The 24,500-nt window shown below is 72.5% G+C and carries 25 protein-coding genes; 17 read left to right on the forward strand and 8 right to left on the reverse strand.

The genetic code is table 11. The annotated features are described in order from the left end of the window. The first annotated feature begins 195 nt into the window (after window positions 1-195). The 12 genes from ACFYZE_RS16525 (at window position 196) to ACFYZE_RS16580 (ending at window position 7,435) form a co-directional block, all read left to right on the forward strand. Complete coding sequence (locus ACFYZE_RS16525; protein WP_388993648.1) at window positions 196-1,176, forward strand: ribokinase; 981 nt, start codon at window positions 196-198, stop codon at window positions 1,174-1,176. After that, on the forward strand, window positions 1,173-1,562 hold the full coding sequence (gene rbsD, locus ACFYZE_RS16530; protein ID WP_388993650.1) for a D-ribose pyranase: 390 nt from the start codon (window positions 1,173-1,175) through the stop codon (window positions 1,560-1,562). Before ACFYZE_RS16525 ends, rbsD begins: the two co-directional genes overlap by 4 nt. Before the next feature lie 279 nt (window positions 1,563-1,841). Then, window positions 1,842-2,168: a gas vesicle protein gene (locus ACFYZE_RS16535; RefSeq protein ID WP_388994369.1), complete on the forward strand. Its 327-nt coding sequence runs from the start codon at window positions 1,842-1,844 to the stop codon at window positions 2,166-2,168. Window positions 2,169-2,203: 35 nt separating this feature from the next. Further along, window positions 2,204-2,641 carry a gas vesicle structural protein GvpA gene (locus tag ACFYZE_RS16540; RefSeq protein WP_388993653.1) on the forward strand — a complete coding sequence of 146 codons (438 nt, stop codon included), beginning with the start codon at window positions 2,204-2,206 and terminating at the stop codon, window positions 2,639-2,641. After that, window positions 2,638-3,360, forward strand: a complete 723-nt coding sequence (locus ACFYZE_RS16545; protein ID WP_388993655.1) for a GvpL/GvpF family gas vesicle protein — start codon at window positions 2,638-2,640, stop codon at window positions 3,358-3,360. Before ACFYZE_RS16540 ends, ACFYZE_RS16545 begins: the two co-directional genes overlap by 4 nt. A gap of 39 nt (window positions 3,361-3,399) precedes the next feature. After that, window positions 3,400-3,663, forward strand: coding sequence for a gas vesicle protein GvpG (locus tag ACFYZE_RS16550; protein ID WP_388993658.1), 264 nt, complete (start codon window positions 3,400-3,402; stop codon window positions 3,661-3,663). Window positions 3,664-3,694: 31 nt separating this feature from the next. Further along, on the forward strand, window positions 3,695-4,201 hold the full coding sequence (locus ACFYZE_RS16555; RefSeq protein ID WP_388993660.1) for an ABC transporter substrate-binding protein: 507 nt from the start codon (window positions 3,695-3,697) through the stop codon (window positions 4,199-4,201). Then, complete coding sequence (locus ACFYZE_RS16560; protein ID WP_388993663.1) at window positions 4,194-5,330, forward strand: SRPBCC family protein; 1,137 nt, start codon at window positions 4,194-4,196, stop codon at window positions 5,328-5,330. Before ACFYZE_RS16555 ends, ACFYZE_RS16560 begins: the two co-directional genes overlap by 8 nt. Before the next feature lie 81 nt (window positions 5,331-5,411). Continuing rightward, window positions 5,412-5,969: a gas vesicle protein GvpJ gene (gene gvpJ / locus ACFYZE_RS16565; RefSeq protein WP_388993666.1), complete on the forward strand. Its 558-nt coding sequence runs from the start codon at window positions 5,412-5,414 to the stop codon at window positions 5,967-5,969. 5 nt (window positions 5,970-5,974) lie between these two features. After that, window positions 5,975-6,787 carry a GvpL/GvpF family gas vesicle protein gene (locus ACFYZE_RS16570; protein WP_388993670.1) on the forward strand — a complete coding sequence of 271 codons (813 nt, stop codon included), beginning with the start codon at window positions 5,975-5,977 and terminating at the stop codon, window positions 6,785-6,787. Beyond that, complete coding sequence (locus ACFYZE_RS16575) at window positions 6,784-7,050, forward strand: gas vesicle protein (RefSeq protein WP_388993673.1); 267 nt, start codon at window positions 6,784-6,786, stop codon at window positions 7,048-7,050. The genes ACFYZE_RS16570 and ACFYZE_RS16575 overlap by 4 nt, the downstream gene beginning before the upstream one ends. Beyond that, the gene (locus ACFYZE_RS16580; protein ID WP_388993676.1) at window positions 7,034-7,435 is read left to right on the forward strand and encodes a gas vesicle protein K; all 402 of its coding nucleotides are present in this window, start codon (window positions 7,034-7,036) and stop codon (window positions 7,433-7,435) included. Before ACFYZE_RS16575 ends, ACFYZE_RS16580 begins: the two co-directional genes overlap by 17 nt. A gap of 71 nt (window positions 7,436-7,506) precedes the next feature. On the opposite strand, the gene ACFYZE_RS16585 is transcribed toward ACFYZE_RS16580, so the two are convergent. From ACFYZE_RS16585 to ACFYZE_RS16595, 3 genes are read right to left on the reverse strand one after another with little or no spacing between them, the layout of a single operon-like run. Further along, a complete protein-coding gene (locus ACFYZE_RS16585; protein ID WP_388994372.1) occupies window positions 7,507-8,307 on the reverse strand; it encodes a sugar phosphate isomerase/epimerase family protein in 801 nt (266 codons plus the stop codon). Between the two features lie 32 nt (window positions 8,308-8,339). Further along, on the reverse strand, window positions 8,340-9,491 hold the full coding sequence (locus ACFYZE_RS16590; protein ID WP_388993679.1) for a dihydrodipicolinate synthase family protein: 1,152 nt from the start codon (window positions 9,489-9,491) through the stop codon (window positions 8,340-8,342). Further along, window positions 9,488-10,639, reverse strand: a complete 1,152-nt coding sequence (locus ACFYZE_RS16595; RefSeq protein WP_388993682.1) for a Gfo/Idh/MocA family protein — start codon at window positions 10,637-10,639, stop codon at window positions 9,488-9,490. Before ACFYZE_RS16595 ends, ACFYZE_RS16590 begins: the two co-directional genes overlap by 4 nt. A gap of 366 nt (window positions 10,640-11,005) precedes the next feature. Here ACFYZE_RS16595 and ACFYZE_RS16600 point away from each other — a divergent pair, with 366 nt between their 5' ends. After that, the gene (locus ACFYZE_RS16600; protein WP_388993685.1) at window positions 11,006-12,046 is read left to right on the forward strand and encodes a LacI family DNA-binding transcriptional regulator; all 1,041 of its coding nucleotides are present in this window, start codon (window positions 11,006-11,008) and stop codon (window positions 12,044-12,046) included. 168 nt (window positions 12,047-12,214) lie between these two features. Beyond that, the gene (locus ACFYZE_RS16605) at window positions 12,215-13,015 is read left to right on the forward strand and encodes a sugar phosphate isomerase/epimerase family protein (RefSeq protein WP_388994375.1); all 801 of its coding nucleotides are present in this window, start codon (window positions 12,215-12,217) and stop codon (window positions 13,013-13,015) included. Between the two features lie 450 nt (window positions 13,016-13,465). Here the strand turns inward: ACFYZE_RS16605 and ACFYZE_RS16610 are convergent, their stop codons facing one another. From ACFYZE_RS16610 to ACFYZE_RS16620, 3 genes are read right to left on the reverse strand one after another with little or no spacing between them, the layout of a single operon-like run. Beyond that, a complete protein-coding gene (locus ACFYZE_RS16610) occupies window positions 13,466-14,113 on the reverse strand; it encodes a GNAT family N-acetyltransferase (RefSeq protein WP_388993688.1) in 648 nt (215 codons plus the stop codon). Beyond that, the gene (aroA, locus tag ACFYZE_RS16615; RefSeq protein WP_388993691.1) at window positions 14,110-15,363 is read right to left on the reverse strand and encodes a 3-phosphoshikimate 1-carboxyvinyltransferase; all 1,254 of its coding nucleotides are present in this window, start codon (window positions 15,361-15,363) and stop codon (window positions 14,110-14,112) included. Before aroA ends, ACFYZE_RS16610 begins: the two co-directional genes overlap by 4 nt. Before the next feature lie 4 nt (window positions 15,364-15,367). After that, entirely contained in the window at window positions 15,368-16,291 is a 924-nt protein-coding gene (locus ACFYZE_RS16620) for an EamA family transporter (protein WP_388993694.1), read from the reverse strand. Between the two features lie 90 nt (window positions 16,292-16,381). Between ACFYZE_RS16620 and ACFYZE_RS16625 the strand changes: the two genes are divergently transcribed. The 3 genes from ACFYZE_RS16625 (at window position 16,382) to ACFYZE_RS16635 (ending at window position 20,149) form a co-directional block, all read left to right on the forward strand. After that, window positions 16,382-17,299 carry a LysR family transcriptional regulator gene (locus ACFYZE_RS16625; RefSeq protein ID WP_388993697.1) on the forward strand — a complete coding sequence of 306 codons (918 nt, stop codon included), beginning with the start codon at window positions 16,382-16,384 and terminating at the stop codon, window positions 17,297-17,299. Between the two features lie 316 nt (window positions 17,300-17,615). After that, window positions 17,616-19,442, forward strand: a complete 1,827-nt coding sequence (locus tag ACFYZE_RS16630; protein ID WP_388993700.1) for a glycoside hydrolase family 3 protein — start codon at window positions 17,616-17,618, stop codon at window positions 19,440-19,442. Between the two features lie 110 nt (window positions 19,443-19,552). Then, complete coding sequence (locus ACFYZE_RS16635; RefSeq protein ID WP_388993703.1) at window positions 19,553-20,149, forward strand: hypothetical protein; 597 nt, start codon at window positions 19,553-19,555, stop codon at window positions 20,147-20,149. 13 nt (window positions 20,150-20,162) lie between these two features. Here the strand turns inward: ACFYZE_RS16635 and ACFYZE_RS16640 are convergent, their stop codons facing one another. Both ACFYZE_RS16640 and ACFYZE_RS16645 read right to left on the reverse strand, forming a co-directional pair. Continuing rightward, entirely contained in the window at window positions 20,163-20,549 is a 387-nt protein-coding gene (locus ACFYZE_RS16640) for a hypothetical protein (RefSeq protein ID WP_388993705.1), read from the reverse strand. Between the two features lie 147 nt (window positions 20,550-20,696). Beyond that, the gene (locus ACFYZE_RS16645; protein ID WP_388993708.1) at window positions 20,697-24,434 is read right to left on the reverse strand and encodes an ABC transporter ATP-binding protein; all 3,738 of its coding nucleotides are present in this window, start codon (window positions 24,432-24,434) and stop codon (window positions 20,697-20,699) included. Window positions 24,435-24,500: the final 66 nt, after the last annotated feature.

Consider the following 24,500-nt stretch of genomic DNA (forward strand, 5'->3'; position numbering starts at 1 on the left):
GGGGGGGGGGGGCGGGGCTCCACCTCGCCTTCGGGGCGGGGCCCCCCCCCCCCCCCGCCCCGGGCGGCCCCCCCGGGGGGGGCCCCCCCCCCCCCCCGCCCCCCGCGGCCGTGGCACCGGATCGACCGCTTTGTCGCATCCACGGGGATCCGTTGGGATCCGTTGGGTCCGTTGGGATCCGTTGGGAGACAGTTCATGTACGACTACGACCTCCTGGTCGTGGGATCGGCCAACGCCGACCTGGTGATCGGGGTCGAGCGGCGGCCCGCGGCCGGGGAGACCGTGCTCGGCTCCGACCTGGCCGTCCACCCGGGCGGCAAGGGGGCGAACCAGGCGGTGGCCGCCGCCCGCCTCGGCGCCCGTACGGCGCTGCTGGCCCGGGTCGGCGACGACGCGCACGGACGGCTGCTGCTGGACGCGCAGCGCGAGGCGGGCGTCGACACGGCGGGGGTCCTGGTCGGCGGGGCGCCCACGGGGGTCGCGCTGATCACGGTGGACCCGTCGGGGGACAACAGCATCGTGGTCTCCCCGGGCGCCAACGGGCGGCTCGCCCCCGAGGACGTACGGGCCGCGCGGAGCCTGCTGCACATCTCCCGGGTGGTGTCGGCGCAGCTGGAGATCCCGCTGGACACGGTGGAGGAGGTCGTACGGAACCTGCCGTCCGGCACCCGGTTCGTGCTGAACCCGTCGCCGCCGAGGCCACTGCCCGCCGAGGTGCTGGCGGCCTGTGACCCGCTGATCGTGAACGAGCACGAGGCACGGGTCATCGCGGGCGACGAACTGGGCGGGGCGCCCGAGGAGTGGGCGCGGGCGCTGCTGGCGCTCGGCCCCCGCTCGGTGGTGGTGACGCTGGGCGCGGAGGGGGCGCTGGTGGCGGCCGACGGCGTCATGACGCGCATCCCCTCCGTGAAAGTGGACGCCGTCGACACGACGGGCGCGGGCGACGCGTTCACGGCGGCGCTGGCCTGGCGGCTGGGCACGGGTGAGGCGCTGCCGGAGGCGGCGGCGTACGCGGCGCAGGTGGGGGCGGCGGCGGTCACGCGCCCCGGCGCCCAGGAGTCCTACCCCACCGCCGAGGAGGTCGGCGCCCTGTGCTGTGCCGGCCCGGGGGACAGCTCCGAGACCCCCGGCCGGGACGGCGAGCCGGGAGCGTCCCTGCGAGGTGGGTCCCTGTGAAGAAGGCCGGAATCCTGAACCGTCATCTCGCGGGTGCCCTGGCCGAGTTGGGGCACGGTCACGGGGTCCTGATATGCGACGCGGGCATGCCGATCCCGGCGGGCCCGCGGGTCGTGGACCTGGCGTTCCGCGCCGGGGTGCCGTCCTTCGCGGAGGTCCTGGACGGTCTGCTTCAGGAGCTGGTGGTGGAGGGCGCCACGGCCGCGCACGAGGTGCGGGACGCCAACCCGCAGGCCACGGCGCTGCTGGAGGCCCGCTTCCCGGACCTCGAGCTGGTCCCGCACGAGAAGCTGAAGCGGCTCACGGCCGACGCCCACCTGGTGGTCCGCACCGGCGAGGCCCGCCCGTACGCGAACGTACTCCTGCGCTGCGGCGTCTTCTTCTGAACCGGCCGCTGCGCCCGAGTGAACCGGCCGCTGCGCCCGAGACACTTCGAGGGGCCCGGTCACTGCCCGGGCCCCTCGGTTTCCCCCACCCCGCCAGAACCCCCGTGATCCCCCCAGATCCCCCCGGGGAGTCCTGACTCCCCTTACGACACGCGGAGAGCGGCAAGGGTTGCACCGTTCGCCGAGAAATTTGCCGCGGGGCCCGGCGCGGGCGGCGCAGGCCTGACTGGCACGGGCTTTGGACAGGGGCGATGATGGATGGAGAGAAGAAGGTGATGGATCACGAACGACCGTGAGCCGGACAAGGCAGACTCCCCCTCGCCGAAGGCGTCCGCTCCGGAGCGAACGTCGGCCCCCGAGGCCATGCGGAGCGCGGCCGCGCAGCTGACCGAGCTGCTCGGGCGGGCTCCTCAGTCCGTTTCGGCGCTGAGGCCGACGGATCAGGGCTGGGAGGCCCTCATCGAGGTCCTCGAGCTGGAGCGCGTTCCGGACACGAGCAGCGTCATGGCCAGCTACAGGGTCGTTCTGGACCCCGCGGGCAATCTGATGGGCTACGAACGCGTACGCCGCTACACCCGCGCGCAGGTCGACAAAGAGGGCCGCTGACAGCGGCCGACGCCCTTCGCTCGAAGGGGAAGATTGTGACTGTAGTGCCGCAGGGCGGTGGTCTGCCGGCCGGCGGGGGCGGCGGAGGTTCGGGCAACCTCTACGACGTACTGGAACTGGTCCTCGACCGGGGCCTGGTCATCGACGCGTTCGTACGGTTGTCCCTCATCGGCATCGAGATCCTGAAGATCGACGCACGCGTCGTCGTGGCGAGCGTGGACACCTATCTGCGCTTCGCCGAGGCTTGCAACCGACTGGATCTGGAGTCGGGCCGCAAGGCCCCCGCCACGCTGACCGATATCACCCAGAGCATCACCGAGGGTGGTGCCCGGGGCAAGAGCAAGGGCGCGCTGACCGGCGCGGTGGAGGCGTTCACGGAATCGCTCCAGAAGGGGAGCAAGGAGCGCGAGAAGGAACACGAGCACATCGAACGCGGCTCGAGCCACCGTTCCTCGAAGGACCGGGAGGAGTGAGCGAGCCGATGGCGCTGTACGTGTACGCGATCACCAAGGACTCGCATCCGCTGGATCTGGACGGGGTCAAGGGCGTGGGCGAGGCGCCCGCCGAGCTGCGCGCCGTCCACAGCGGTTCGCTGTGCGCCGTCGTCAGTGACGCCCCCGAGGACCTGTCGGTCGCACGCCGGGACCTGGAGGCACACAACGAGGTCCAGGGACGTCTGTGGGCCGGCGGCAGCATCCTGCCGCTCGGCTTCGGCTACGTCGCCGAGAACGAGGACGCCGTACGCGCGGTGCTGGAGTCGCGGGCGGAGGAGTTCGCCCAGCGTCTGGACGAGCTGACCGGGCGGGCGGAGTACAACGTCAAGGGCGTGCAGAGCGAGGACGATCTGCTGCGCACCATCCTCGAGGAGTCCGAGCAGGTCGCGGCGCTGAACGCGCGGACCCGCGAGGGCGGGAGCTACGAGGACCGGCTGGCGCTCGGTCAGCTCGTGGCGCAGGAGGTGCAGAACCGTCAGGAGGCGCAGGCCGAGGAGGTCCTGGCCGCTCTGCGGCCGCTCGCACTGTCCGAGAAGGTCTCGCCGCCGTCCAAGCAGTACTTCGTGAACGCGTCCTTCCTGGTGGACGGGGAGCGGGCGGAGGAGTTCACGCAGGCCGGACGGGAACTGGCCGAGCGCCTCGGCGAGGGCATCGAGCTGCGGGTACGGGGGCCACTGCCGCCGTACAGCTTCGCCTGACCGTCCTGGCCGACCGGCCCAATGGCATGAGGAGGCGCTGTGGGAGGACTGGTCACGGGGATCCTGGGGCTGCCGCTAGCCCCCTTCAAGGGCATCGGCTGGGTGCTCGACAAGGTCGTCCAGACCGCGGAGCAGGAGTACTACGACCCGGCTCCCATCCAGGAGGAGCTGATCAACCTGGAGCAGGCGCGGACCGAGGGCCGTATCGGCGAGGAGGAGTTCGCGCGGCGCGAGGAGGCGCTGCTGCACCGCCTGGAGGAGATCAGGGCCTACCACCTGCGGCGGGCGCAGGGCGGGGCGTGACGATCGGCGCAGGAAAGAAAAGAGACGGACCATGAACAACGCCAAGATCGGTGCGGCTGTCCTCGGCGGCTATCTGCTGGGCCGGACGAAGAAGGGCAGGCTCGCCCTGAGCGTGGGGGCGGCGCTGGCCGGGTCGCGGATGAGGCCCGGGCAGGTCGGCAAGCTGCTCCAGGACTCCCCCGTCCTCGGCAACGTCAGCAAGCAGGTGCGCGGTGAGCTGGCGAGCGCGGGCAGGGCCGCGGCGACCACCGTGCTGTCGGCGAAGGCCGAGAGCCTGGCCGACGCCCTGCACGAACGCACCGTGGGGCTGAAGGAGAAGGCGCACGGCGAGGGCGGGCGCGGCCGGGACGAGGAGGCCCGCGACGAGGAAGGCGCGGACGAGGAGGACCGGGAGGACGACCGGGAGGACGACCGGGACGACGCAAGCCGGAGAGAGCGTCGCAGCGGAGCGGGGGAGGAGTCGGATCGCCGGGGCGAGGGGGGCGGAAAGAAGGCGAAGAGCGGGTCCGCACGATCGAGGAGGCCGGACGATGGTTGAGGGCACCCTCAACAAGGTTCGTGGTCAGGTGCAGGGAAACCCTGGCGCGGAGCGGCTGAAGCAAGAGCTTGAGGAGTACCTGCAGGCCCGGCTCCAGGTGATGCTCGAGGGCATGGGCGAGCGGCTGGGTGAGGGTGCCCGCCGGCTGGCGGAGACGCATGTCGGTCCCGGCATGCTGGGCAAGCTCGCCCTGAAGGGCGGCAAGAAGCTCCTCGGAGGGGGAGGCGCGGGGGCGGGGGCGGGCGGAATGCTGTCCCAGGCGAAGGACACGCTGCTCGGCAAGGTCAAGGAGGCGGCGGGCGTAGGAGGCAAGAAGAACAAGCCCGGCGGACCGCAGCGGGGACTGACCATCATCGAGGACGTCGACGTGGGCGTGCCCGTGCGCGAGGCCTACAACCAGTGGACGCAGTTCCCGGACTTCGAAAAGTTCGCCAAGGGTGTCGAGGACGTCCGGCAGGACGACGAGACCACGACCCACTGGCAGGCGAAGATCGCCAAGTCACGTCGCCAATGGCGGGGCGTCGTGACCGAGCAGGTGCCCGACGAGCGCATCGCCTGGACCACCGAGGGCCCCAAGGGCACGAACAAGGGCGTCGTCACCTTCCACCCGCTCGGCGACAACCTCACCAAGGTGCTTCTCGTCCTGCGGTACTACCCCAAGGGCCTGTTCGAGAAGACGGGCAGCCTGTGGCGCGCCCAGGGGCGGCGGGTGCGGCTCGATCTCAAGCTCTACCGCTCGTTCGTCATGTCCCGCGGCGAGGCCACCGGCGCCTGGCGCGGCGAGGTCCGCGACGGGGAGGTGGTCCGCAGCTCGGAGGAGGTGGAGCGCGAGGAGCGCGAGGAAGCGGAGAAAGAGAAGGCAGAGGGCCGCGAGGAACGCGAAGAAGAACCCGAGGAGCGCCGCGAGGGCGAGGAAGAAGAAGAGGAAGAGGAAGAGGACCGCGGGCGACGCCGGGACGAGGAAGAGGACGAGTACGACAAGGACGAGGAGGAAGAGGAAGAGCACCGGGAACGCGACGACAACCCCACCTCCGAGGAGGACGACGAGTGGGAGGAGGACGAAGACGAGCAACCCGACGACCGCTACGACGAGAGGGAAGCATCCGGAGGGCGTCGGCGCCGCGGATAGCCGCGGGCGCCGAGGTGCGCGAGCCCGCCGGTCTTCGCGTCGCCGGCGCCGGGTGCTCAAGGGAACGAGGTCGAGTGTGCCGTGTCCGAGCCCGCCGTCCCCGCGTCGCGGCCCCTGACCCCCTACAGTCAGGGATCCTCCGGCGCGAACCTGGCCGACATCCTTGAACGCGTGCTCGACAAGGGCATCGTGATCGTCGGCGACATCAAGATCAACCTGCTCGACATCGAGTTGCTCACCATCAAACTCCGGCTCCTGGTGGCCTCCGTGGACAAGGCCCGGGAGATCGGCATCGACTGGTGGGAGCACGACCCGGCGCTGTCCTCCCGCGCCGACGGCCGACGCAGCCTCCGGGAACAGAACGAGCGGCTGCGGGCCGAACTGGAGGAGCTGCGCGAACAGCTCGCGTCGTCCCCACCGCCCGAGCTGTCCGAGGGCAGGTCCGGCCGCCGCAGCCGGCCGCGGGAGGACCGCGACACCGAACGAGAACCGCGACGGGACCGCGACACCGAACGAGAACCGCGACGGGACCGCGACACCGAACGAGAACCGCGACGGGACCGCGACACCGAACGAGAACCGCGCACCGAGTCCCGGCGGGCCCGGCGCAGGGTCGATGAGGACGAGGACCGGAGCTGAGGACGGTGGACGAGCAGCTGTGCTACGCGTATGCCGTGCTGGGGGCGTCCGCCCTGGACGAGACGGCGCTCGCGGCTGTCCGGGGCGTGGCGGACGCCCCCGTCACCCTGGTCCGCCACGGCCAGGTGGCGGCCGCGGTGAGTGCGGTGCCCGCGGCCGAGTTCTCGGAGGCGGCCCTGAAGGCCGGTCTCGAGGACCTGCGGTGGCTGGAGGCGACGGCCCGGGCGCACCACTTCGTGATCGAGACCCTGGCCGGGCACACCACGGTCCTTCCGCTGCGGCTGGCCACCGTCTACCTGGACGAGAGCCGGGTGGGGGAGATGCTGGCCGGGCGGGAGGCGGAGTTCGCCGCGCTCCTCGACCGGCTCGCCGCGCACGTGGAGTGGGGCGTGAAGGTCTACGTCGAGGCGCCGCCCGAGCCCCCGCCCGCCCAGGCGCCCACCGGCGCCCCGGCGGGCGGGGAGAACCCGGGGCGGGCGTATCTGCGCAGCCGTCGGCACCAGCGGCAGGCGCGCGAGGACGCCTGGCGGCTCGCCGAGGAGGCCGTTCGGCGGACCGAGCAGGAGGCCAGGGGCCTGGCGGTGGAACGCACCCGGCACCGGCCGCAGCAGGGGGGCCTCGCGCAGGTGCCGGGCGAGAACGTCGCCAACGACGCCTATCTGGTCCCGCGCAGGCTGTCCGAGGAGTTCCGCGACCGGATGCTGCACGCCGCCGACGGCCTGCCCGGGGTCCGCGTGGACGTCACCGGGCCGTGGGCGCCGTACTCCTTCACCGCGCCGCTCGCGCCCGACGAGCGGGAAGGGGCCGGGCAGCGGTGAGCGAGTACGGCCCGTACGACGACCGCCCGGTCGCTCAGCCGCAGGTGGCGTTGATCGACCTGCTGGACCGGCTGCTGAGCGGCGGTGTGGTGCTCACCGGCGATCTCGTGCTGTCCATCGCCGACGTGGACCTGGTGCGGATCTCGCTGCGGGCGGTGATCGTCGCGATCCGTGAGGAGCTGGACGAGGGGTGGGAGACGTTCCTGCCCCCGGGCCACTCCGCGCTTCCGGTCTACGGGAGCCACGGTGACGGGCCCGGCTGACGGCCCGGGCGCGGACCGGCTGCGGGAGGTGGCCGAGGCCGCGACCCGGGCGTTCTCGCTGCTGCCCGCCCGCCCGGACGAGGTCCCCTCGCCGTCCGCCGGCCGGGGCGCCGTCGCGCGCCGTCTGCACGCCGACCCGGAGACGGTGGAGCGGGACCTGGTCAAACTGGTCCTCACCATCGTCGAGTTGCTGCGCCAGCTGATGGAGCGGCAGGCCCTGCACCGCGTCGACGAGGGCGGTCTCACCGAGGAGCAGGAGGAACGGCTCGGACTGACCCTGATGCTGCTGCACGACCGGATGGCCGACCTGTGCGACCAGTACGGCCTGACCATGGCCGACCTCAACATCGACCTGGGCCCGCTGGGCACGCTGCTTCCACCCTGACAGCCTGTGAGCCCCTGGGCGAGCCGGGCCGCGCGAGCCGGGCCGCGCGGACCGGGCCCGCCCGAGGGGCGTCACCGGATCACGTGCTCCACGAACCGCTCCACCGTCTCCGCGAGGACCTCCCGCCCGTCCCGTGCCCACAGCCCGTCGTTGAACAGCTCGACCTCGATGGGACCGGTGTAGCCGGCAGCCTCCACGTATCCCTTCCACTCGCGCATGTCGACCGCGCCGTCGCCGATCTGCCCGCGGCCGTTGAGGACGCCCTCCGGCAGCGGGGTGGTCCAGTCGGCGAGCTGGAAGGTGTGGATCCGGCCACCGGCGCCCGCACGGGCGATCTGCTCGGGGGCCGTGTCGTCCCACCAGATGTGGTACGTGTCCACCGTGACGCCCACCTGCTCCGCCGGGAAGCGCTCGGCCAGGTCGAGGGCCTGGGCCAGGGTCGAGACCACACAGCGGTCCGAGGCGTACATCGGGTGGAGCGGCTCGATGGCCAGTCGCACACCGCGCTCGGCCGCGTACGGGCCCAGTTCGGCGAGCGCGTCCGCGATCCGCTCGCGCGCCCCGCGCAGGTCCCTGGAGCCGGCCGGCAACCCGCCCGAGACCAGGACCAGTGTGTCCGTGCCCAGCGTGGCCGCCTCGTCGACCGCCCGGCGGTTGTCTTCGAGGGCGCGCGCCCGCTCGTCGGGGTCGATCGCGGTGAAGAAGCCGCCCCGGCACAGGGTCGTCACCGTCAGCCCGGCGTCACGGACCAGCTTCGCGGTGGCCTCCACGCCGTAGGACTGGACGGGCTCCCGCCACAGGCCCACCCCCCGGACGTCCAACTCCAGGCAGGCGTCCACCAGTTCGGGCATGCCGAGCTGCTTCACCGTCATCTGGTTGATGGAGAACCGCTCCGGTGCCGTGCTCACTGGGCCACTCCGTACAGGGACAGCAGCGTCTTCATCCGCGTCTCGGCCAGCTCGAGGTCGGGGAACAGGCCGAGGCCGTCGGCGAGTTCGTACGCCTTGGCGAAGTGCGGCAGCGAGCGCGCCGACTGCAGGCCGCCGACCATCGTGAAGTGCTCCTGGTGGCCCGCGAGCCAGGCCAGGAAGACCACACCCGTCTTGTAGAAGCGGGTGGGCGCCTGGAACAGGTGGCGGGACAGCTCCACCGTGGGGTCGAGGAGTTCCCGGAAACCCTTCACGTCACCGGTGTCCAGGACCCGTACCGCCTCGGCCGCCAGCGGGCCGAGCGGGTCGAAGATGCCGAGCAGGGCATGGCTGAAGCCGTGCTCGTCGCCGGCGATCAGCTCCGGGTAGTTGAAGTCGTCACCCGTGTAGCAGCGCACGCCCTGCGGGAGGCGCCGACGCAGGTCGATCTCGCGCTGGGCGTCGAGCAGGGAGATCTTGACGCCGTCCACCTTGTCCGGGTGGGCGGCGATGACCTCGAGGAACACGTCCGTGGCGGCGTCCAGGTCGCTCGAGCCCCAGTAGCCCTCCAGTGCCGGGTCGAACATCGGGCCGAGCCAGTGCAGGACGACGGGTTCGGCGGCCTGGCGCAGCAGGTGGCCGTAGATCTCCAGGTAGTCCTCGGGACCCTTCGCCGTGGCGGCCAGGGCGCGGGACGCCATGAGGATCGCCTGTGCACCCGCCTCCTCCACCACGGCGAGCTGCTCCTCGTACGCCTTGCGGATCTCCTCCAGGGAGCCGGCGGTGAGCTGGTCGGTGCCGACCCCGCAGGCGATGCGCCCGCCGACCGCCTTCGCCTCGGCGGCGGAGCGGCGGATCAGCTCGGCCGCGCCCGCCCAGTCCAGGCCCATTCCGCGCTGTGCGGTGTCCATGGCCTCGGCGACACCGAGGCCGTGCGACCACAGATGGCGGCGGAAGGCGAGCGTGGCGTCCCAGTCGACGGCGGCGGGCGAGTCGGGGGACACGTCCGCGTACGGGTCGGCGACGACGTGTGCTGCCGAGAGGACCGTACGGGAGGTGAACGGCGTGCCGGAGGTGAGGGCGAGGGGCTCGCGGCGCGGCTCGTAGACCCTGAGCCGCCCGCTCGCGTCGGGGAGATGGATGGTCACAGGGAGATCTCCGGTACGTCGAGGCGGCGGCCCTCGGCCGAGGACTTCAGGCCCAGCTCGGCGAGCTGCACGCCGCGGGCGCCGGCCAGCAGGTCCCAGTGGTAGGGCGCGTCGGCGTAGACGTGCTTGAGGAACAGCTCCCACTGGGCCTTGAAGCCGTTGTCGAACTCGCCGTTGTCCGGGACCTCCTGCCACTGGTCGCGGAAGACCTCGGTGGCGGGTATGTCCGGGTTCCACACGGGCTTCGGGGTCGCCGAGCGGTGCTGCACGCGGCACTTGCGCAGTCCCGCGACCGCCGAGCCCTCCGTGCCGTCCACCTGGAACTCCACCAGTTCGTCGCGGTTGACGCGCACCGACCAGGAGGAGTTGATCTGCGCGATCGCGCCGCCTTCGAGTTCGAAGATGCCGTACGCGGCGTCGTCCGCCGTCGCGTCGTACGGCTTGCCGTTCTCGTCCCAGCGCTGCGGGATGTGGGTGGTCGCCAGGGCCTGTACGGACCTCACACGGCCGAACAGCTCGTGCAGCACGTACTCCCAGTGCGGGAACATGTCGACAACGATGCCACCGCCGTCCTCGGCACGGTAGTTCCAGGAGGGACGCTGGGCGGGCTGCCAGTCGCCCTCGAACACCCAGTAGCCGAACTCGCCGCGCACCGAAAGGATCCGGCCGAAGAAGCCGCCGTCGATGAGCCGCTTCAGCTTCAGCAGGCCGGGCAGGAAGAGCTTGTCCTGGACGACGCCGTGCTTGACGCCCGTCTCATGGGCGAGGCGGGCCAGTTCCAGGGCGCCCTGAAGGCTCGTCGCCGTCGGCTTCTCGGTGTAGATGTGCTTGCCCGCCGCGATCGCCTTCTTGATCGACTCCTCGCGTGCGGAGGTGACCTGCGCGTCGAAGTAGATCTCGACGGCCGGGTCGGCGAGGACCGCGTCCACGTCCGTCGACCAGTGCTCCAGGCCGTGCTGCTCGGCGAGCGCCTTCAGGGCGTGCTCGCGGCGGCCGACGAGCACCGGCTCGGGCCACAGCACGGCGCCGTCGCCCAGGTCGAGGCCGCCCTGCTCGCGGAGGGCCAGGATGGAACGGACGAGGTGCTGGCGGTAGCCCATGCGCCCCGTCACGCCGTTCATGGCGATTCGCACCGTCTTGCGTGTCACGTCGATCCCTTCGTACGCGTCCGGCGCCTCGTACGCTCCGGGGTGAGCGTGACAGCAAGCGCTTTCTATGCACGAAGACGCTAGCCTCTGTGCGGCGGCTCGGACAAGACCGCGGAGCCGACGAGATGCACGTGTCCGCATACAGCGTCACAGGAGGTGACACGACGGACACGGTGCCGTGAAGTCGGCCGGTCCGGGAGCGTGAAGTTGGTCGATCCGTCGAACACGGTGAACCGCGGGCCTGTACATGGGTGTCCGTAGAGCTGTAGATGGATCTCGGCGGATGTCGGTGGATGTCGGTGGACGGACACGACGGACGCCGCCGAGCACGACGGGTACGACGAGACACGCGACCGGAGGACGACGATGACGGTGACCCTGGCGGACGTGGCGGCGCGCGCACAGGTGTCGCCCGCCACCGTGTCGCGCGTGCTGAACGGGAACTATCCCGTGGCGGCGTCGACCCGGGAACGGGTGCTGCGCGCGGTGGACGAGCTGGACTACGTCCTCAACGGCCCGGCGAGCTCGCTGGCCGCGGCCACCTCCGACCTGGTCGGGATCCTGGTCAACGACATCGCCGACCCCTTCTTCGGGATCATGGCGAGCGCGATCCAGTCGGAGATCGGGGGCCCGGGCGGACGGGCCGGCGGCGAACGGCTCGCCGTGGTGTGCAACACCGGCGGCTCGCCGGAGCGGGAGCTGACGTATCTGACGCTGCTGCAACGGCAGCGGGCGGCGGCCGTGGTGCTCACCGGTGGCGCGGTGGAGGTCAGCACGCATGTGGAGGCCGTGGGCGCGAAGCTGCGCAAGCTCGCGGCGGCGGGGACCCGAGTGGTGCTGTGCGGCCGGCCGCCGGCGCCCGAGGCGATCGCCCTCACCTTCGACAACCGCGGCGGCGGCCGGCAGCTCACCGAGCACCTGATCGGGCTCGGGCACCGGCGGCTCGGCTATATCGCCGGCCCGGAGGAGCGCACGACGACGCGGCACCGTCTGGAGGGCCACCGGGAGGCACTGGCCGCCGCCGGGCTCGAGGACGACCCGAAGCTGACGGTGCACGGCCGCTACGACCGCCGGGCCGGTTACGAGGCGACACTCGAACTCCTGCGCAGGGACCCGTCTCTCACGGCGATCGTGGCCGCGAACGACACGGTCGCGCTGGGCGCGTGCGCGGCCCTGCGGGACTCCGGGCTGCGCATCCCCGACGACGTGTCGGTGGCCGGCTTCGACGACCTCCCGTTCGCGATCGACGCGGTACCGGCCCTGACGACGGTCCGCCTTCCGCTCGCGGAGGCGGGGGCCCGCGCGGGCCGTATCGCGATGGGACGCGAGGAACCGCCGCCGGGCGGGATCGCGACGGTGCGGGGCGAGTTGATGGTGCGGGGTTCCACGGGGGTGCCGCGAGGGTAGGCGCGTACGGGATCCTCGGGCGCGTCGCGCGGCCGGGGCGCGTACGGGGTCCTCGGGCGCGTCGCGCGGGCACGGCGCGTACGGGATCTCGGGCGCGCCGCGCGGCCGGGGCGCGCCCGAGTGTCGCCGACGGGCGCTCCCCACACGTGCCGAGTAGGGTCCATGAGCATGAAGCTCGCGTTCTCCACCCTCGGTGTCCCCGGCCTGCCCATACCCGATGTGGTCCACCTCGCGGCGACCCACGGCTACCACGGTGTCGAACTGCGCGCGCATCCCGACGAACCCGTGCACCCGGGCATCGGCCCCGCCGAACGGGCCGACGCGGCCGCCGCGTTCAAGGCGGCCGGTGTCGAGATCCTGGGGCTCGCAGGGTACGCACGCGTGGCCGCGCCCGGTGACGACGCGCCGGTCCTGGCGGAGATCCGCGACCTCCTCGACCTGGCCCACGACGTGGGCGCTCCCTTCGTCCGCGTCTTCCCCGGCGGCGGCACCGAGCAGAGCCCGGAGGAGGCCGACGCGACGGCCGCCCGGCGCCTGGGCACCGCCGCCGAGCACGCCGCCGACGCCGGTGTACGGATCCTGCTGGAGACGCACGACTCGCACCGCACCGGCGCGGACGCCCTGCGTGTCCTCGGCGCGGTCGGCCACCGGAACGCGGGCGCGCTGTGGGACGTGATGCACACCTGGCTGGGCGGCGAGCAGCCGCAGGAGACGTACGCGGCGCTGTCCCCGTACCTCGGCTACGTCCAGGTCAAGGACATCGCGTCCGCCGACGACAAGACACCGCTGCCGCTGGGCTCCGGCGTCCTCCCGCTCGCCGAGTGCGTGGAGGTCCTCTCCCGCCACGGCTGGGACGGCTGGCTGTGCTGGGAGTACGAGAAGCGCTGGTACGAGTCGGCGACACCGCTGCCGGAGCTGCTGGGCGCGGGGCGGGAGCACCTGGGGCGGCTGCTGAACGAGTCGGCTTAGAGCCCGGCTCGATGAGCCGGCTTGGAGCCCCAGCTCCGGGGAATCGGCTCAGGGACCCGGTTCCGAGGAATCGGCTCAGGGAGCCCCTGCCCGGCGGCCGCCGTTGTTCGGTGGCCGCCGCCCGGTGACCCCCGTCTCAGGCGCTGTGCCCGTGACATGCGACCCGCCGCCGGCTGGTCCTTCGGGCGGTGGCTCCGCCGGCTGTGGAGGACGAGGTTGCTCTCATGCGGCGATCGTCTCGGATCGGCACTGAGAGGTCCGGCTCTCGAACGTCGCTCGTCAGACCACCCCACTCAGCGGCACCTCGCGTCGGCCCGCCCGGGCCCTGCCGCCTCCCGAAGTGCGACGGATCCGCCAGTTGTGTCGCACTGACAGCCCACACCCACCCCGCACCCGGCCGGAACCACCGATCCCCCGCACGCTGGAAGCCGCCGTCTGCCCGGACCGCCCCTACCTCGCCATCTCCCCCGCCGCCTGAGCCGACTTCCTCGCCACCCTCGCCTCCAGCAGCGAGCGGCACTCCGGCCACTCCTCCGCCGTGATCGAGTAGATCGCGGAGTCCCGGAGCCGGCCCTCCTCGCCCGGTGACCAGGAACGGGACCAGTTGCGCAGGACGCCCTCGAAGCGGGCGCCCGCGCTCTGGATCGCCGCGCGGGAGCGGTCGTTGCGGGCGTCGGTCTTCAGGTCGACGCGGGCCACGCCCCACTCCTCGAACGCGTGGCGGAACAGCAGGAGTTTGGACTCGGCGTTGACGCCCGTTCCCTGGGCGGAGCGGGCGAGCCAGGTGACGCCGACCTCGATGGCGTCGAGCCGGTCCTCCGTACGCCAGGAACGCGGGTCCCAGTACGCCGTCGCACCGACCGCCCGCCCCGTGGCGAGGGAGATCTGCGCGTACGGGGCGAGCCGGCCCGCCGCCGCACGGCCGAGCTGGGCGTCGATGTACGCCCCGACCTCGTCCGCCCTCGGCACCCACGTGAACGCGTACGTGTCCCGGTCCTCCTCCGCCGCCACCGCCAGGTCGGCCGCGTGCCGGTGCTCCAGCGGCTCCAGGCGTACGAGCGTCCCCTCCAGGACCGGCCCTTCCAGCTCGAACGTCAACGCTCTCCCGCCCCTCTGTCCGGCAACCCCGCCCGCAGTTCCGCGAACACCTCGTGGAAGTCCGGGAAAGTCTTCCGCACGCACCCGGGGTCGTCGAACGAAATACCGGGCACCCGAAGGCCCGTCACCGCGAAGGACATGGCGATGCGGTGGTCGCCGTAGGTCTTGATGTCCGTGCCCACCGGCGCCCCCGGCGCGATCTCGATCCAGTCCGGGCCCGTGACCACCCCCACCCCCAGCCGCCGCAGGTTCTCGGCGCAGGCCTCCAGGCGGTCGCACTCCTTCACCCGGGTGTTCGCGACGTCCTCGATACGGACCGGACCGGAGGCGAACGGGGCGATCGCCGCGAGGGTGGGCATCGTGTCGGAGATGTCCCGCATGGTGACCGTCAGGCCCCTCGACTCGCCCGTCCCGCGCACCGTCGTACGGTCCGCGGCCACCTCCACCTCCGCTCCCATCCGCCGCAGCACGTCCACGAACCCCAGGTCTCCCTGGAGCGCGCCCGACCCCAGCCCCGGCACCGTCACCTCGCCGCCCGTCACGGCCGCCGCCGCGAAGAAGTAGCTCGCGGTGGAGGCGTCCGGCTCGATCGCGTACGTCGTGGCGCGGTAGCCCCCGGGCGGGACCACGAAGACGTCTCCTTCGCGCCGCACCTCCGCCCCGAACGCCCGCATCATCGCGACCGTGATGTCGACGTACGGCGCCGACACCAGGTCCGTCACCGTGATGCGCAGGCCCTGATCCGTGAGCGGGCCGAGGAGGAGCAGGGCCGTGAGGTACTGGGAGGACTGGCCTGCGTCCAGCACCACCTCGCCGCCCGCCACCCCGGCCGCCTCGACCGTCAGCGGGTGGCGGCCCTCCGCCTCCTCGTGCCGCAGCCGTACGCCCAGGTCGCGCAGGGCGCGGGTCAGGGGGCCGAGGGGGCGGCGGCGCATCTGCGGCGAGGCGTCGAAGCGGTAGGTGCCGTGGCCCGTGGCGGCCAGGGCCGGCAGGAAGCGGGCCGTGGTCGCGCCGTCCCGGCAGTACACGTCCGCCTCCGTGACGGCGGGACCCTGCGGGCGGCCGTCCACGTGCCAGGCCTCGGGGGTCTGTCCGACGCGGTAGCCGAGGGTGCGCAGGCCCTCGGCGAAGCCCTCGGTGTCGTCCGACCGCAGCGGACGTACGAGCGTGGTGACTCCGTCGGCCGCGGCGGCCAGGAAGAGCGCGCGGGCGGTGATGGACTTCGAACCGGGGATCTCGACTACGGGCATGGGATCATGCTGGCCCGGTGATCGGCTCGCGCGCCGGCACGTCCGCCGACTGGACCTCCTTCGACCGAACCCTCTTCGCCGGTGCCAGCGAGGTCAGCGCCACCCCGCCCACCAGCAGTGCCGCCGCACCCCAGCGCAGGGGGCTGATCGGTTCGCCGAGGAACAGGGCCGCGGACGACATGCCGAAGACCGGGACCAGGAGGGAGAAGGGGGCCACCGTGGACGCCGGGTGACGGCGCAGCAGCCAGCCCCAGGCGCCGAAGCCGAAGACCGTGGTGATCCAGGCGACGTAGAGGACGATGCCGGCGCCCTGCCAGTCGAGGGCGCGCAGCGCGGAGAGGTCGCGGGTCGGGCCCTCGGTGAGGAGGGACAGGCCGAGCAGGGGCAGCACCGGCACCGTGCTCACCCACACCATGAAGTTCAGCGGGTCCGGCGGGGACGCCTTGCGGGTGAGGACGTTGGACAGGCCCCAGCAGGCCGCCGCCACGATGACCAGGGCGAACGCACCGAGCGGACCGGCCGTTCCCTCGTCGACGGCCGCGAGCGCCACGCCTCCGAGGGCCACCGCCATGCCCAGCACCCTCAGGCGCGTGGGGCGTTCGCCCAGGAGCGCGAAGGCCATGAGCGCCGTGAACACGGCCTGGATCTGGAGGACCAGGGAGGACAGGCCGGCGGGCATCCCGGCGGCCATGCCGAGGAACAGCAGCCCGAACTTCGCCACGCCCAGCACCAGGCCCACCGCCACGATCCACTTCCACGCCACCTTGGGGCGGCCCACGAGGAAGACGGCGGGGACGGCCGCGGCCAGGAAGCGCAGGGCCGAGAACAGCAGCGGCGGGAAGTGGCCGAGGCCGAGTTCGATGACGGTGAAGTTGACGCCCCAGACGGCGGCGACAAGAACGGCGAGACAGAGGTGTGCGGGTCGCATACGGCGATGATCACGGCACACGACCGTGAAGCACCAGCGATGATTGCTGCATGGTTGGATGAAGCACCTCTAATCCTCGAGGGGGTCCTCTTGCTCGATCTTCAGCGCCTGCGCGCCCTGCACGCCGTCTCCGTCCACGGCACCGTCGGCGCCGCGGCCACCGCGCTCGGTTACACCCCGTCCGCCGTCTCCCAGCAGATCGCCAAGCTGGAGCGGGAGACCAGGACCGTGCTGCTCGAACGGGAGGGGCGCGGTGTGCGGCTCACCGACGAGGCGCTGCAACTGGCCGCAACCGCACAGGAGTTGCTGGCGATCGTGGAGCGCGCCGAGACCGAGCTGGAGGAGCGGCGGGGGCTGCCCGCCGGGCGGCTGACGGTGGCGGCGTTCGCGTCGGCAGCGCGCGGGCTGATGCCGGGAGTGCTGGCGGATCTGGCGCGCCGGCACCCGGCCCTGGACACCCGGCTGACCGAGGTGGACCCGCATCTGTCGGTCGACCTGGTGGCGAAGGGCGTGGTGGACGTCGCCGTGGCGCACGACTGGGACATCGCGCCGCTGCCCGCCCCGGAGGGGGTGGAACAGGCGGTCATCGGAGACGACCTGTGCGATCTGCTCGTGCCCACAGGACACCGCTTCGCCGGGCGGACGGCGGTGCGCCGCGAGGAGCTGGGCGGCGAACGCTGGATCTGCCAACCGCCGGGCCGGGTCTGCCACGAGTGGCTGGTGCGGACGCTGCGCGCGGCCGGGCACGAGCCCGAGGTGGTCCACCAGGCCGACGAGAACCCGACCCTCGTCGCCCTGGTCGCCGCCGGGCTCGGTATCGCCCTGATCCCGCGGCTGGGCCGGGGCCCGCTGCCCGAGGGGGTCGTCGAGGTGCCCCTGGACCCCATGCCCGTACGGCATCTGTACGCACTGTGGCGCAGGGGAGCGGCCCGGCGGCCGGCGATCGCCGAGACCGTACGCACTCTCCAGCACCACTGGCCCACGGTGTCGGCGCACACGCCCCGTTGACCACCCTGGTACCGACTTCCGGCGGCCGGCCGTTTCCGGGGAACCCGACCCGGTGCGCCTTCGTCCCATGGGCAGGCTGCCGGATGAGTCTCCGCGCTGCGGTGTCGGCCCTCGCTGCTGGCTGCGATCGCTGACCACCCTCTCCGCCGCACGCGGCCGGCAGCACGCCGCCATCGGCGCGCCCCCCTCCAACAGCGCCGATGGCGGCCCCTTGTGTGCGGTGCGTCGTGTGCGGCGCCTTGACCGGCAGAAACTTCCAGGATATTGGTGACTCCTCGGAAGTTTCCTTCAGCGTTCTCCTCCGGAAGGAGCGCACGTGCACGACTCCGGCACGGGAAGCACCGCACAGCCCTCCAGACGCACGGTCCTCACCGCCACCGCGGGCCTGACGGCGGCCCTCGCCCTCACCCCGGGTGCCGCTCGGGCCGCCGGGCACAACGACGAACGACTCAAGGGCCTGATCTCCTCCATGTCGCTCGAGGAGAAGACCGGCCAGCTCTTCGTGATGCGGGTCTACGGCCACTCGGCGACCGCCCCCGACCAGGCCGACATCGACGCCAACCTCAAGGAGATCGGCGTCCGCACGGCCGCCGAGCTGATCGCCGAATACCGCGTCGGCGGCATCATCTACTTCACCTGGGCGCACAACACCCGCGATCCCCGGCAGATCGCCGAACTGTCCAACGGCATCCAGAAGGCGTCGCTCGACCGGCCCGGCGGACTGCCCGTGCTCATCGCCACCGACCAGGAGCACGGGATCGTCGCCCGCGTGGGCAGGCCCGCGACCCTGTTCCCGGGCGCAATGGCGATCGGAGCCGGTGGCTCCAGGGCGGACGCGCAGACCCTGGGCCGGATCGCCGGCGCCGAACTGCGGGCCCTCGGCATCCGCCAGGACTACTCCCCCGACGCCGACGTGAACGTCAACCCGGCCAACCCGGTCATCGGCGTACGGTCCTTCGGCGCCGACCCGGAGGCGGTGGCGGACCTGGTCGCCGCGGAGGTGAGGGGCTATCAGTCCTCCCGCGTCGCCGCGACCGCCAAGCACTTCCCGGGCCACGGCGACACCGCCGTCGACAGCCACTACGGCTTCCCGGTCATCACGCACAGCCGCGAGCTGTGGGAGAAGCTGGACGCGGTGCCGTTCCGGGCTGCGGTCCGGGCCGGGATCGACGCCGTCATGACCGCGCACATCATGGTGCCCGCGCTCGACGACTCGGGCGACCCCGCGACCCTCTCCCGCCCCATCGTCACCGGCATCCTGCGCGAGGAGCTCGGCTACGACGGGGTCGTGGTGACCGACTCGCTCGGCATGGAGGGCGTACGGCAGAAGTACGGCGACGACCGTGTGCCCGTGCTGGCCCTCAAGGCAGGGGTCGACCAGCTGCTCAACCCGCCGAACCTGGACCTCGCCTGGAACGCGGTGCTGGACGCGGTGCGGGGCGGCGAGCTGACCGAGGCCCGGCTGGACCAGTCGCTGCTGCGCATCCTGCGCCTGAAGGCGAAGCTGGGGCTGCTGGACCAGCCGTTCGTGACCGGGGCCGGCGTCGAGCGGACCGTGGGCACCCCGGAGCATCTGCGCACCGCCGACCGCATCGCGGACCGTACGACCACGCTGCTGGTCAACAAGGAGCACCTGCTGCCGCTCTCGCGCCGAACCCACCCCCGGCTGCTGGTGGCAGGCGCGGACCCGGCGCCCCCGACCGGCACCGACGGACCGCCCACCACCGTCCTGGCGAACGCCCTGACCGAGCTGGGCTTCACGGCGACCGCGCTGTCCACCGGCACCGCCCCCTCGGCGGCGACGATCGCGAAGGCGGTGACGGCGGCGGGGGACGCGGACGCGGTGGTCGTGGCCACGTACAACGTCAGCGCGACCAGTTCCCAGCGGACGCTGGTGAACCGGCTGGCCGCCACCGGGAAGCCGGTGGTCGCCCTCGCCGTCCGGAATCCCTACGACGTCGCCCAACTCCCGGACGTCGGCGCCTTCCTGGCGTCGTACTCCTGGACGGACGTCGAACTGCGCGCCGCGGCACGGGTGATCGCGGGCCGGGTGAGGCCGCGCGGGAAGCTGCCGGTGCCGGTGCAACGGGCGGACGACCCGGCGCAGGTGCTGTACCCGATCGGGTACGGGCTGTCGTACTAGCCGTACGCCGGGAACCGGGCACCCCGCCCCCAAATGTCGCAAAACACCCGAGACGTCTGGCGTGGCCCGTGGCCGCGGGTCACGCTGGACGGGGGTGGACCAGGTTGGCGATGCGAGGGACGCGAGCGTTGCTGGGTGCGCTGCTGGCCGCTGCGCTGGTGGTGGGCGGGCTCTCCGGGTGCCAGACGGTGTCGGGGGCGGCGAGGGACCGGCCGAGCGGGCGTGCCACGTCGGCGGCGCCGTCCGGGTTCGGCGCCGAGTTCCTCGCCGTGGACGAGTGCAGTTCCTTCGGGACGACGAGCTTCACGGAAGTGCCGTGCACCAGCGAACGGGCCGCCGCCCGGGTGGTCGCCCGCTACGACGGCGACCCGGCGCAGGGCCCCGCGTGCCCCGCGACCACGGACTTCGTGCTGCACATCAGCCCCTCGGGGGTGGTGCGGCGCGGCTATGCGTGCATGCGGAACCTGGAGCCGCCGCACCCGGGCGACCCCGGCGGCGGGGGCGGCCCGCGCACGATCGTCGGGGACTGCGTGTACGGCGCGGGCAAGGGCGAGGTCCGGGAGACGGCCTGCGACGGCAGGGGTGGGCGCACGCCCGAGTACAGGGTGACGTCGGCGGTCGCGCGCCGCTCGCAGTGTCCGCCGTCGACGGCGCTCTACGTCCAGCTGGGCGGCAGCAGACCGGTGGGGTGCGCCAGGCGGCTGTGAGCGCGGGGACGCGTCAGCAGAGGGTCCACCCGGAACTGACCGATCCGGACCCGACGGAGCCGCGGATCCACACGCACCGGTGACCGGCGTGCACGGTGACGGGCCCGGCGTGGTGCGTGTACTGCCCGAGGTCGACCGCGGGACGGCTGCCGCGCGCCTGCACGCTCACCGACATGGTCTTCCTGCCGGAGACCCGCTTGGCGAAGGTCACCGCGCACACATAGCCGTCGCGCCTGTAGACCTGCACGGAGCCGGTGGAGAACGAGAGCGTACGAACGTTGCGCCCCGAGCAGTAGCCGGCCGCCTCCGCGTGTCCCGGGCTCGCCAGTGCGAGCAGCCCGGACGCCGTCAGTACGGTCATGCCGAGCGCCAGGCGCCGGCGTATCGCACTCTTGTCCACCTTTGTGGTCCCTCCCCGCGACGATGAGCGTACTGCTGTACGGACGCATGGCGTACGGCAGATGGTTGCATCGCGGTGGAGCACACAGGCACACACTTTCGAAGGTTTGGGGCAACCTCCGCAGAATTTCCTAAATCCGACGGAGCGTCAGGCCGAGGAGCCGACCGGCTCCTCCTGCCCCGGTTCCGGCGCCCCCACGAACGTCCGCCACAGCTCGGCGTACCGCCCGCCGCGGCGCAGCAGCTCCTCATGGGTGCCGTCCTCCGCGATGCGGCCGTGGTCCATGACCACCACCCGGTCGGCGCGGGCCGCCGTCGTCAGGCGGTGCGCCACGACCAGAGTCGTACGGCGGCCGACGAGGCGGTCCGTGGCCTGGTTGACCTGGGCCTCGGTGGCCAGGTCGAGTGCGGCGGTCGCCTCGTCGAGCAGCAGGACGTCGGGGTCCACCAGCTCCGCGCGGGCCAGCGCGATCAACTGCCGCTGTCCGGCGGACAGGTTGCGGCCGCGCTCGGCGACCTCGTGCAGATAGCCGCCCTCGAGGCGGGCGATCATGTCGTGCGCGCCGACCGCCCGGGCCGCGGCCTCCACCTCGGCGTCCGTCGCGTCCGGACGCCCGTACGCGATGGCGTCCCGGACGGTCCCCTGGAACAGGTACGCCTCCTGCGGGACCACGCCGAGCCGGTGCCGGTACGAGGTCAGGTCCAGCGAGCGCAGATCCGTGCCGTCGACCAGCACCCGGCCGCGCGTGGGGTCGTAGAACCGGGCGACGAGCTTGACCAGGGTCGACTTGCCCGCGCCGGTCTCGCCGACGAACGCGACGGTCTGCCCGGCCGGGATCGTCAGGTCCACGCCGGTCAGCGCCTCCGCGTCGTCGCCGTAGGCGAAGTGGACGCCGTCGAAGGTGATGTCGCCGCGCAGCGACAGCACTTCGAGCGGCTCGTCGGCGGCCTTCGTGGTGGTGGGCTCCTGGAGGAGTTCCTGGATGCGGCCCAGCGACACCGTGGCCTGCTGGTATCCGTCGAACACCTGGGAGAGCTGCTGCACCGGCGCGAAGAACAGGTCGATGTAGAGGAGGTAGGCGACCAGGGCGCCCGTCGTCAACGTCCCCGCCCCGACCCGGTGCGCGCCCACGATCAGCACGGACGCCGCGGCCACCGACGACAGCAGCTGCACGAAGGGGAAGTAGACGGAGATCAGCCACTGGCCGCGGATGCGCGCCCGGCGGTAGGAGTCACTGCCCTCGGCGAACCGCCGCCCGCCGTCCCGCTCGCGCCGGAACGCCTGCAGGATCCGCAGTCCGGACACCGACTCCTGGAGGTCCGCGTTGACCGCCGAGACCCGCTCGCGGGCGAGTTCGTACGCCTTCACGCTGGCGCGGCGGAAGAAGACGGTCGCCGCGATCAGCGGCGGCAGCGTGGCGAACACGACGAGGGCGAGCTGTACGTCGATCACCAGCAGCGCGACCATGATGCCGAAGAAGGTGACGACGGAGACGAAGGCCGTCACCAGCCCCGTCTGCAGGAACGTCGACAGCGCGTCGACGTCGGTCGTCATCCGCGTCATGATCCGGCCGGTCAGCTCCCGCTCGTAGTAGTCCAGCCCGAGCCGCTGGAGCTGGGCGAAGATCTTCAGCCGCAGGGAGTACAGGACGCGTTCGCCGGTGCGTCCGGTCATCCGGGTCTCGCCGACCTGCGCCGCCCACTGGATCAGGACGGTGACCAGCGCCAGCAGGGACGCGGACCAGACCGCGCCGACGGCCATCCGGGACACGCCCTGGTCGATGCCGTGCCGGATCAGGATCGGCAGCAGCAGCCCCATGCCCGCGTCGACGGCGACGAGGGCGAGGCTGACCAGCAGGGGCAGCCCGAAGCCGTGCAGCAGCCGGGTGAGGCCGTAGGACTCCTCCGGCCGGACGGCGCGTGCCTCGTCGACACCCGGGGTGTCGGTGGCCGGGGGCAGCTTCTCCACCTGGGCGAGCAGCTCGGGGGTCGCCGGGGTGCCGGCGAGGGCGTGGTCCTTGGGCTCGCGGTCGCCGGTCCACAGCCGCGGGGTGACGCCGCGCTCGGCGTCGAACTCGGCGTCCAGCTCGTCCCGGACACTGGTGTCCTCCTCCGGCGGGGCCGGCCGGGCGTGGCCGGGGGAGACACCGCCCAGTTCGTCGGGGTCGGTGAGGAGGCGACGGTAGAGGGCGGAGCGCTCCTGCAGCTCCTCGTGGGTGCCGATGTCGGCGAGACGGCCGCCGTCGAGGACCGCGATGCGGTCGGCGAGGTTGAGGGTGGAGCGGCGGTGGGCGATCAAAAGGGTGGTGCGGCCCTCCATGACCTGCTTCAGGGCTTCATGGATCTCGTGCTCGACGCGGGCGTCCACCGCCGAGGTCGCGTCGTCGAGGACCAGCAGCCGGGGGTCGGCGAGGATGGCGCGGGCGAGCGCGATGCGCTGGCGCTGGCCGCCGGAGAGGGTCAGGCCGTGCTCACCGACCTTGGTGCCGTAGCCGTCGGGCAGCTCGGCGATGAAACGGTCCGCCTGGGCGGCGCGCGCGGCCCGCTCGATCTCCTCGTCGGTGGCGTCGGGGCGGCCGTAGGCGATGTTGCTGCGGACGGTGTCCGAGAAGAGGAAGGAGTCCTCGGGGACCAGCCCGATCGCGGCGCGCAGGGACGTCAGGGTCAGCTCCCGCACGTCGTGGCCGCCGACGAGGACGGCACCGTGCGTGACGTCGTAGAAGCGCGGCAGCAGCAGCGAGACCGTGGACTTCCCGGAGCCGGAGGAGCCGACGACGGCGAGGGTCTCGCCGGGGCGGATCTCGAAGGAGAGCCCGTCGAGGACCGGGCGCCCGTCCTCGTAGGCGAAGGAGACGTCGTCGAACTCAACGGTCGCGGGGGCGTCGGCGGGCAGTTCCTTGGTGCCGTCCTTCAGCGACGGCTCGGTGTCGATCAGCTCCAGGACCCGCTCCGCGCCCGCGCGGGCCTGCTGGCCGACGGTGAGGACCACGGCGAGCATGCGGACCGGGCCGACGAGCTGCGCGAGGTAGGAGGAGAACGCGACGAATGTGCCGAGCGTGATGTGCCCGTGCACCGCGAGCCAGCCGCCGAGTGCCAGCATGGCGACCTGGCCGAGAGCCGGTACGGCCTGGAGGGCCGGGGTGTACTTGGCGTTCAGCCGGATGGTCCGCAGGCGCCCCGCGAACAGCCGGCGCCCGACCTCGCGGAGCTTGCCGGTCTCCTGGTCCTCCTGCCCGAAGCCCTTCACCACACGAACACCGCTGACGGCGCCGTCGACCACGGTCGCCACGGCGGCGGCCTGGGCCTGGGCGTACCAGGTCGCCGGGTGCAGCCGGGACCGGCTGCGCTTGGCGATGAACCCCAGGGCGGGCGCGACGGCCAGGGCGACCAGGGTCAGCGGCAGCGACAGCCAGGCCATGACCATCAGGGAGACCAGGAAGAGCAGGACGTTCCCGATGGTCATCGGCAGCATGAAGAGCAGGCCCTGGATCAGCTGGAGGTCGCTGGTGGCGCGGCCGACCACCTGGCCGGTGGACAGTTCGTCCTGACGCCGCCCGTCCAGCCGGGTGATCGTCCCGTACATGTCCGTGCGCAGGTCGTGCTGGACGTCCAGGGCGAGCCGCCCGCCGTAGTAGCGGCGGATGTAGGTGAGGAAGTAGACGAGAACGGCCGTGCCGATCAGGGCGCCCGCCCAGGGGGCCATGGGCCTGCTGTGGTTCCCGATGACGTCGTCGATGATCACCTTGGTGATCAGCGGCACCAGGGCCGTGAGCGCCATGCCGGCGAGGGAGGAGCCCAGGGCGAGTACGACGTCCTTGGGGTACCGCCAGGCGTACCCCGCGAGTCGCCGCGCCCAGCCGCGAAGCTCCCCCTCGTGCTCTGCCACGCCGGTGCCCTCCTTCAGACCTGGTCTACCGAAAGGCACCAACGCCGTCAGCAGCGGATTTCATCC

The sequence above is a fragment of the Streptomyces sp. NPDC001796 genome, from assembly GCF_042892355.1.
Lineage (GTDB): Bacteria > Actinomycetota > Actinomycetes > Streptomycetales > Streptomycetaceae > Streptomyces.

What these genes read in the sequence shown, in the direction of transcription:
- ACFYZE_RS16525 (WP_388993648.1), top strand. Translation starts at nt 196, where the DNA reads ATGTACGACTACGACCTCCTGGTCGTGGGATCGGCCAACGCCGACCTG.
- ACFYZE_RS16555 (WP_388993660.1), top strand. Translation starts at nt 3,695, where the DNA reads ATGAACAACGCCAAGATCGGTGCGGCTGTCCTCGGCGGCTATCTGCTG.
- ACFYZE_RS16560 (WP_388993663.1), top strand. Translation starts at nt 4,194, where the DNA reads ATGGTTGAGGGCACCCTCAACAAGGTTCGTGGTCAGGTGCAGGGAAAC.
- ACFYZE_RS16585 (WP_388994372.1), bottom strand. Translation starts at nt 8,307, where the DNA reads ATGACGGTGAAGCAGCTCGGCATGCCCGAACTGGTGGACGCCTGCCTG.
- ACFYZE_RS16600 (WP_388993685.1), top strand. Translation starts at nt 11,006, where the DNA reads ATGACGGTGACCCTGGCGGACGTGGCGGCGCGCGCACAGGTGTCGCCC.
- ACFYZE_RS16605 (WP_388994375.1), top strand. Translation starts at nt 12,215, where the DNA reads ATGAAGCTCGCGTTCTCCACCCTCGGTGTCCCCGGCCTGCCCATACCC.
- aroA (WP_388993691.1), bottom strand. Translation starts at nt 15,363, where the DNA reads ATGCCCGTAGTCGAGATCCCCGGTTCGAAGTCCATCACCGCCCGCGCG.
- ACFYZE_RS16620 (WP_388993694.1), bottom strand. Translation starts at nt 16,291, where the DNA reads ATGCGACCCGCACACCTCTGTCTCGCCGTTCTTGTCGCCGCCGTCTGG.
- ACFYZE_RS16635 (WP_388993703.1), top strand. Translation starts at nt 19,553, where the DNA reads ATGCGAGGGACGCGAGCGTTGCTGGGTGCGCTGCTGGCCGCTGCGCTG.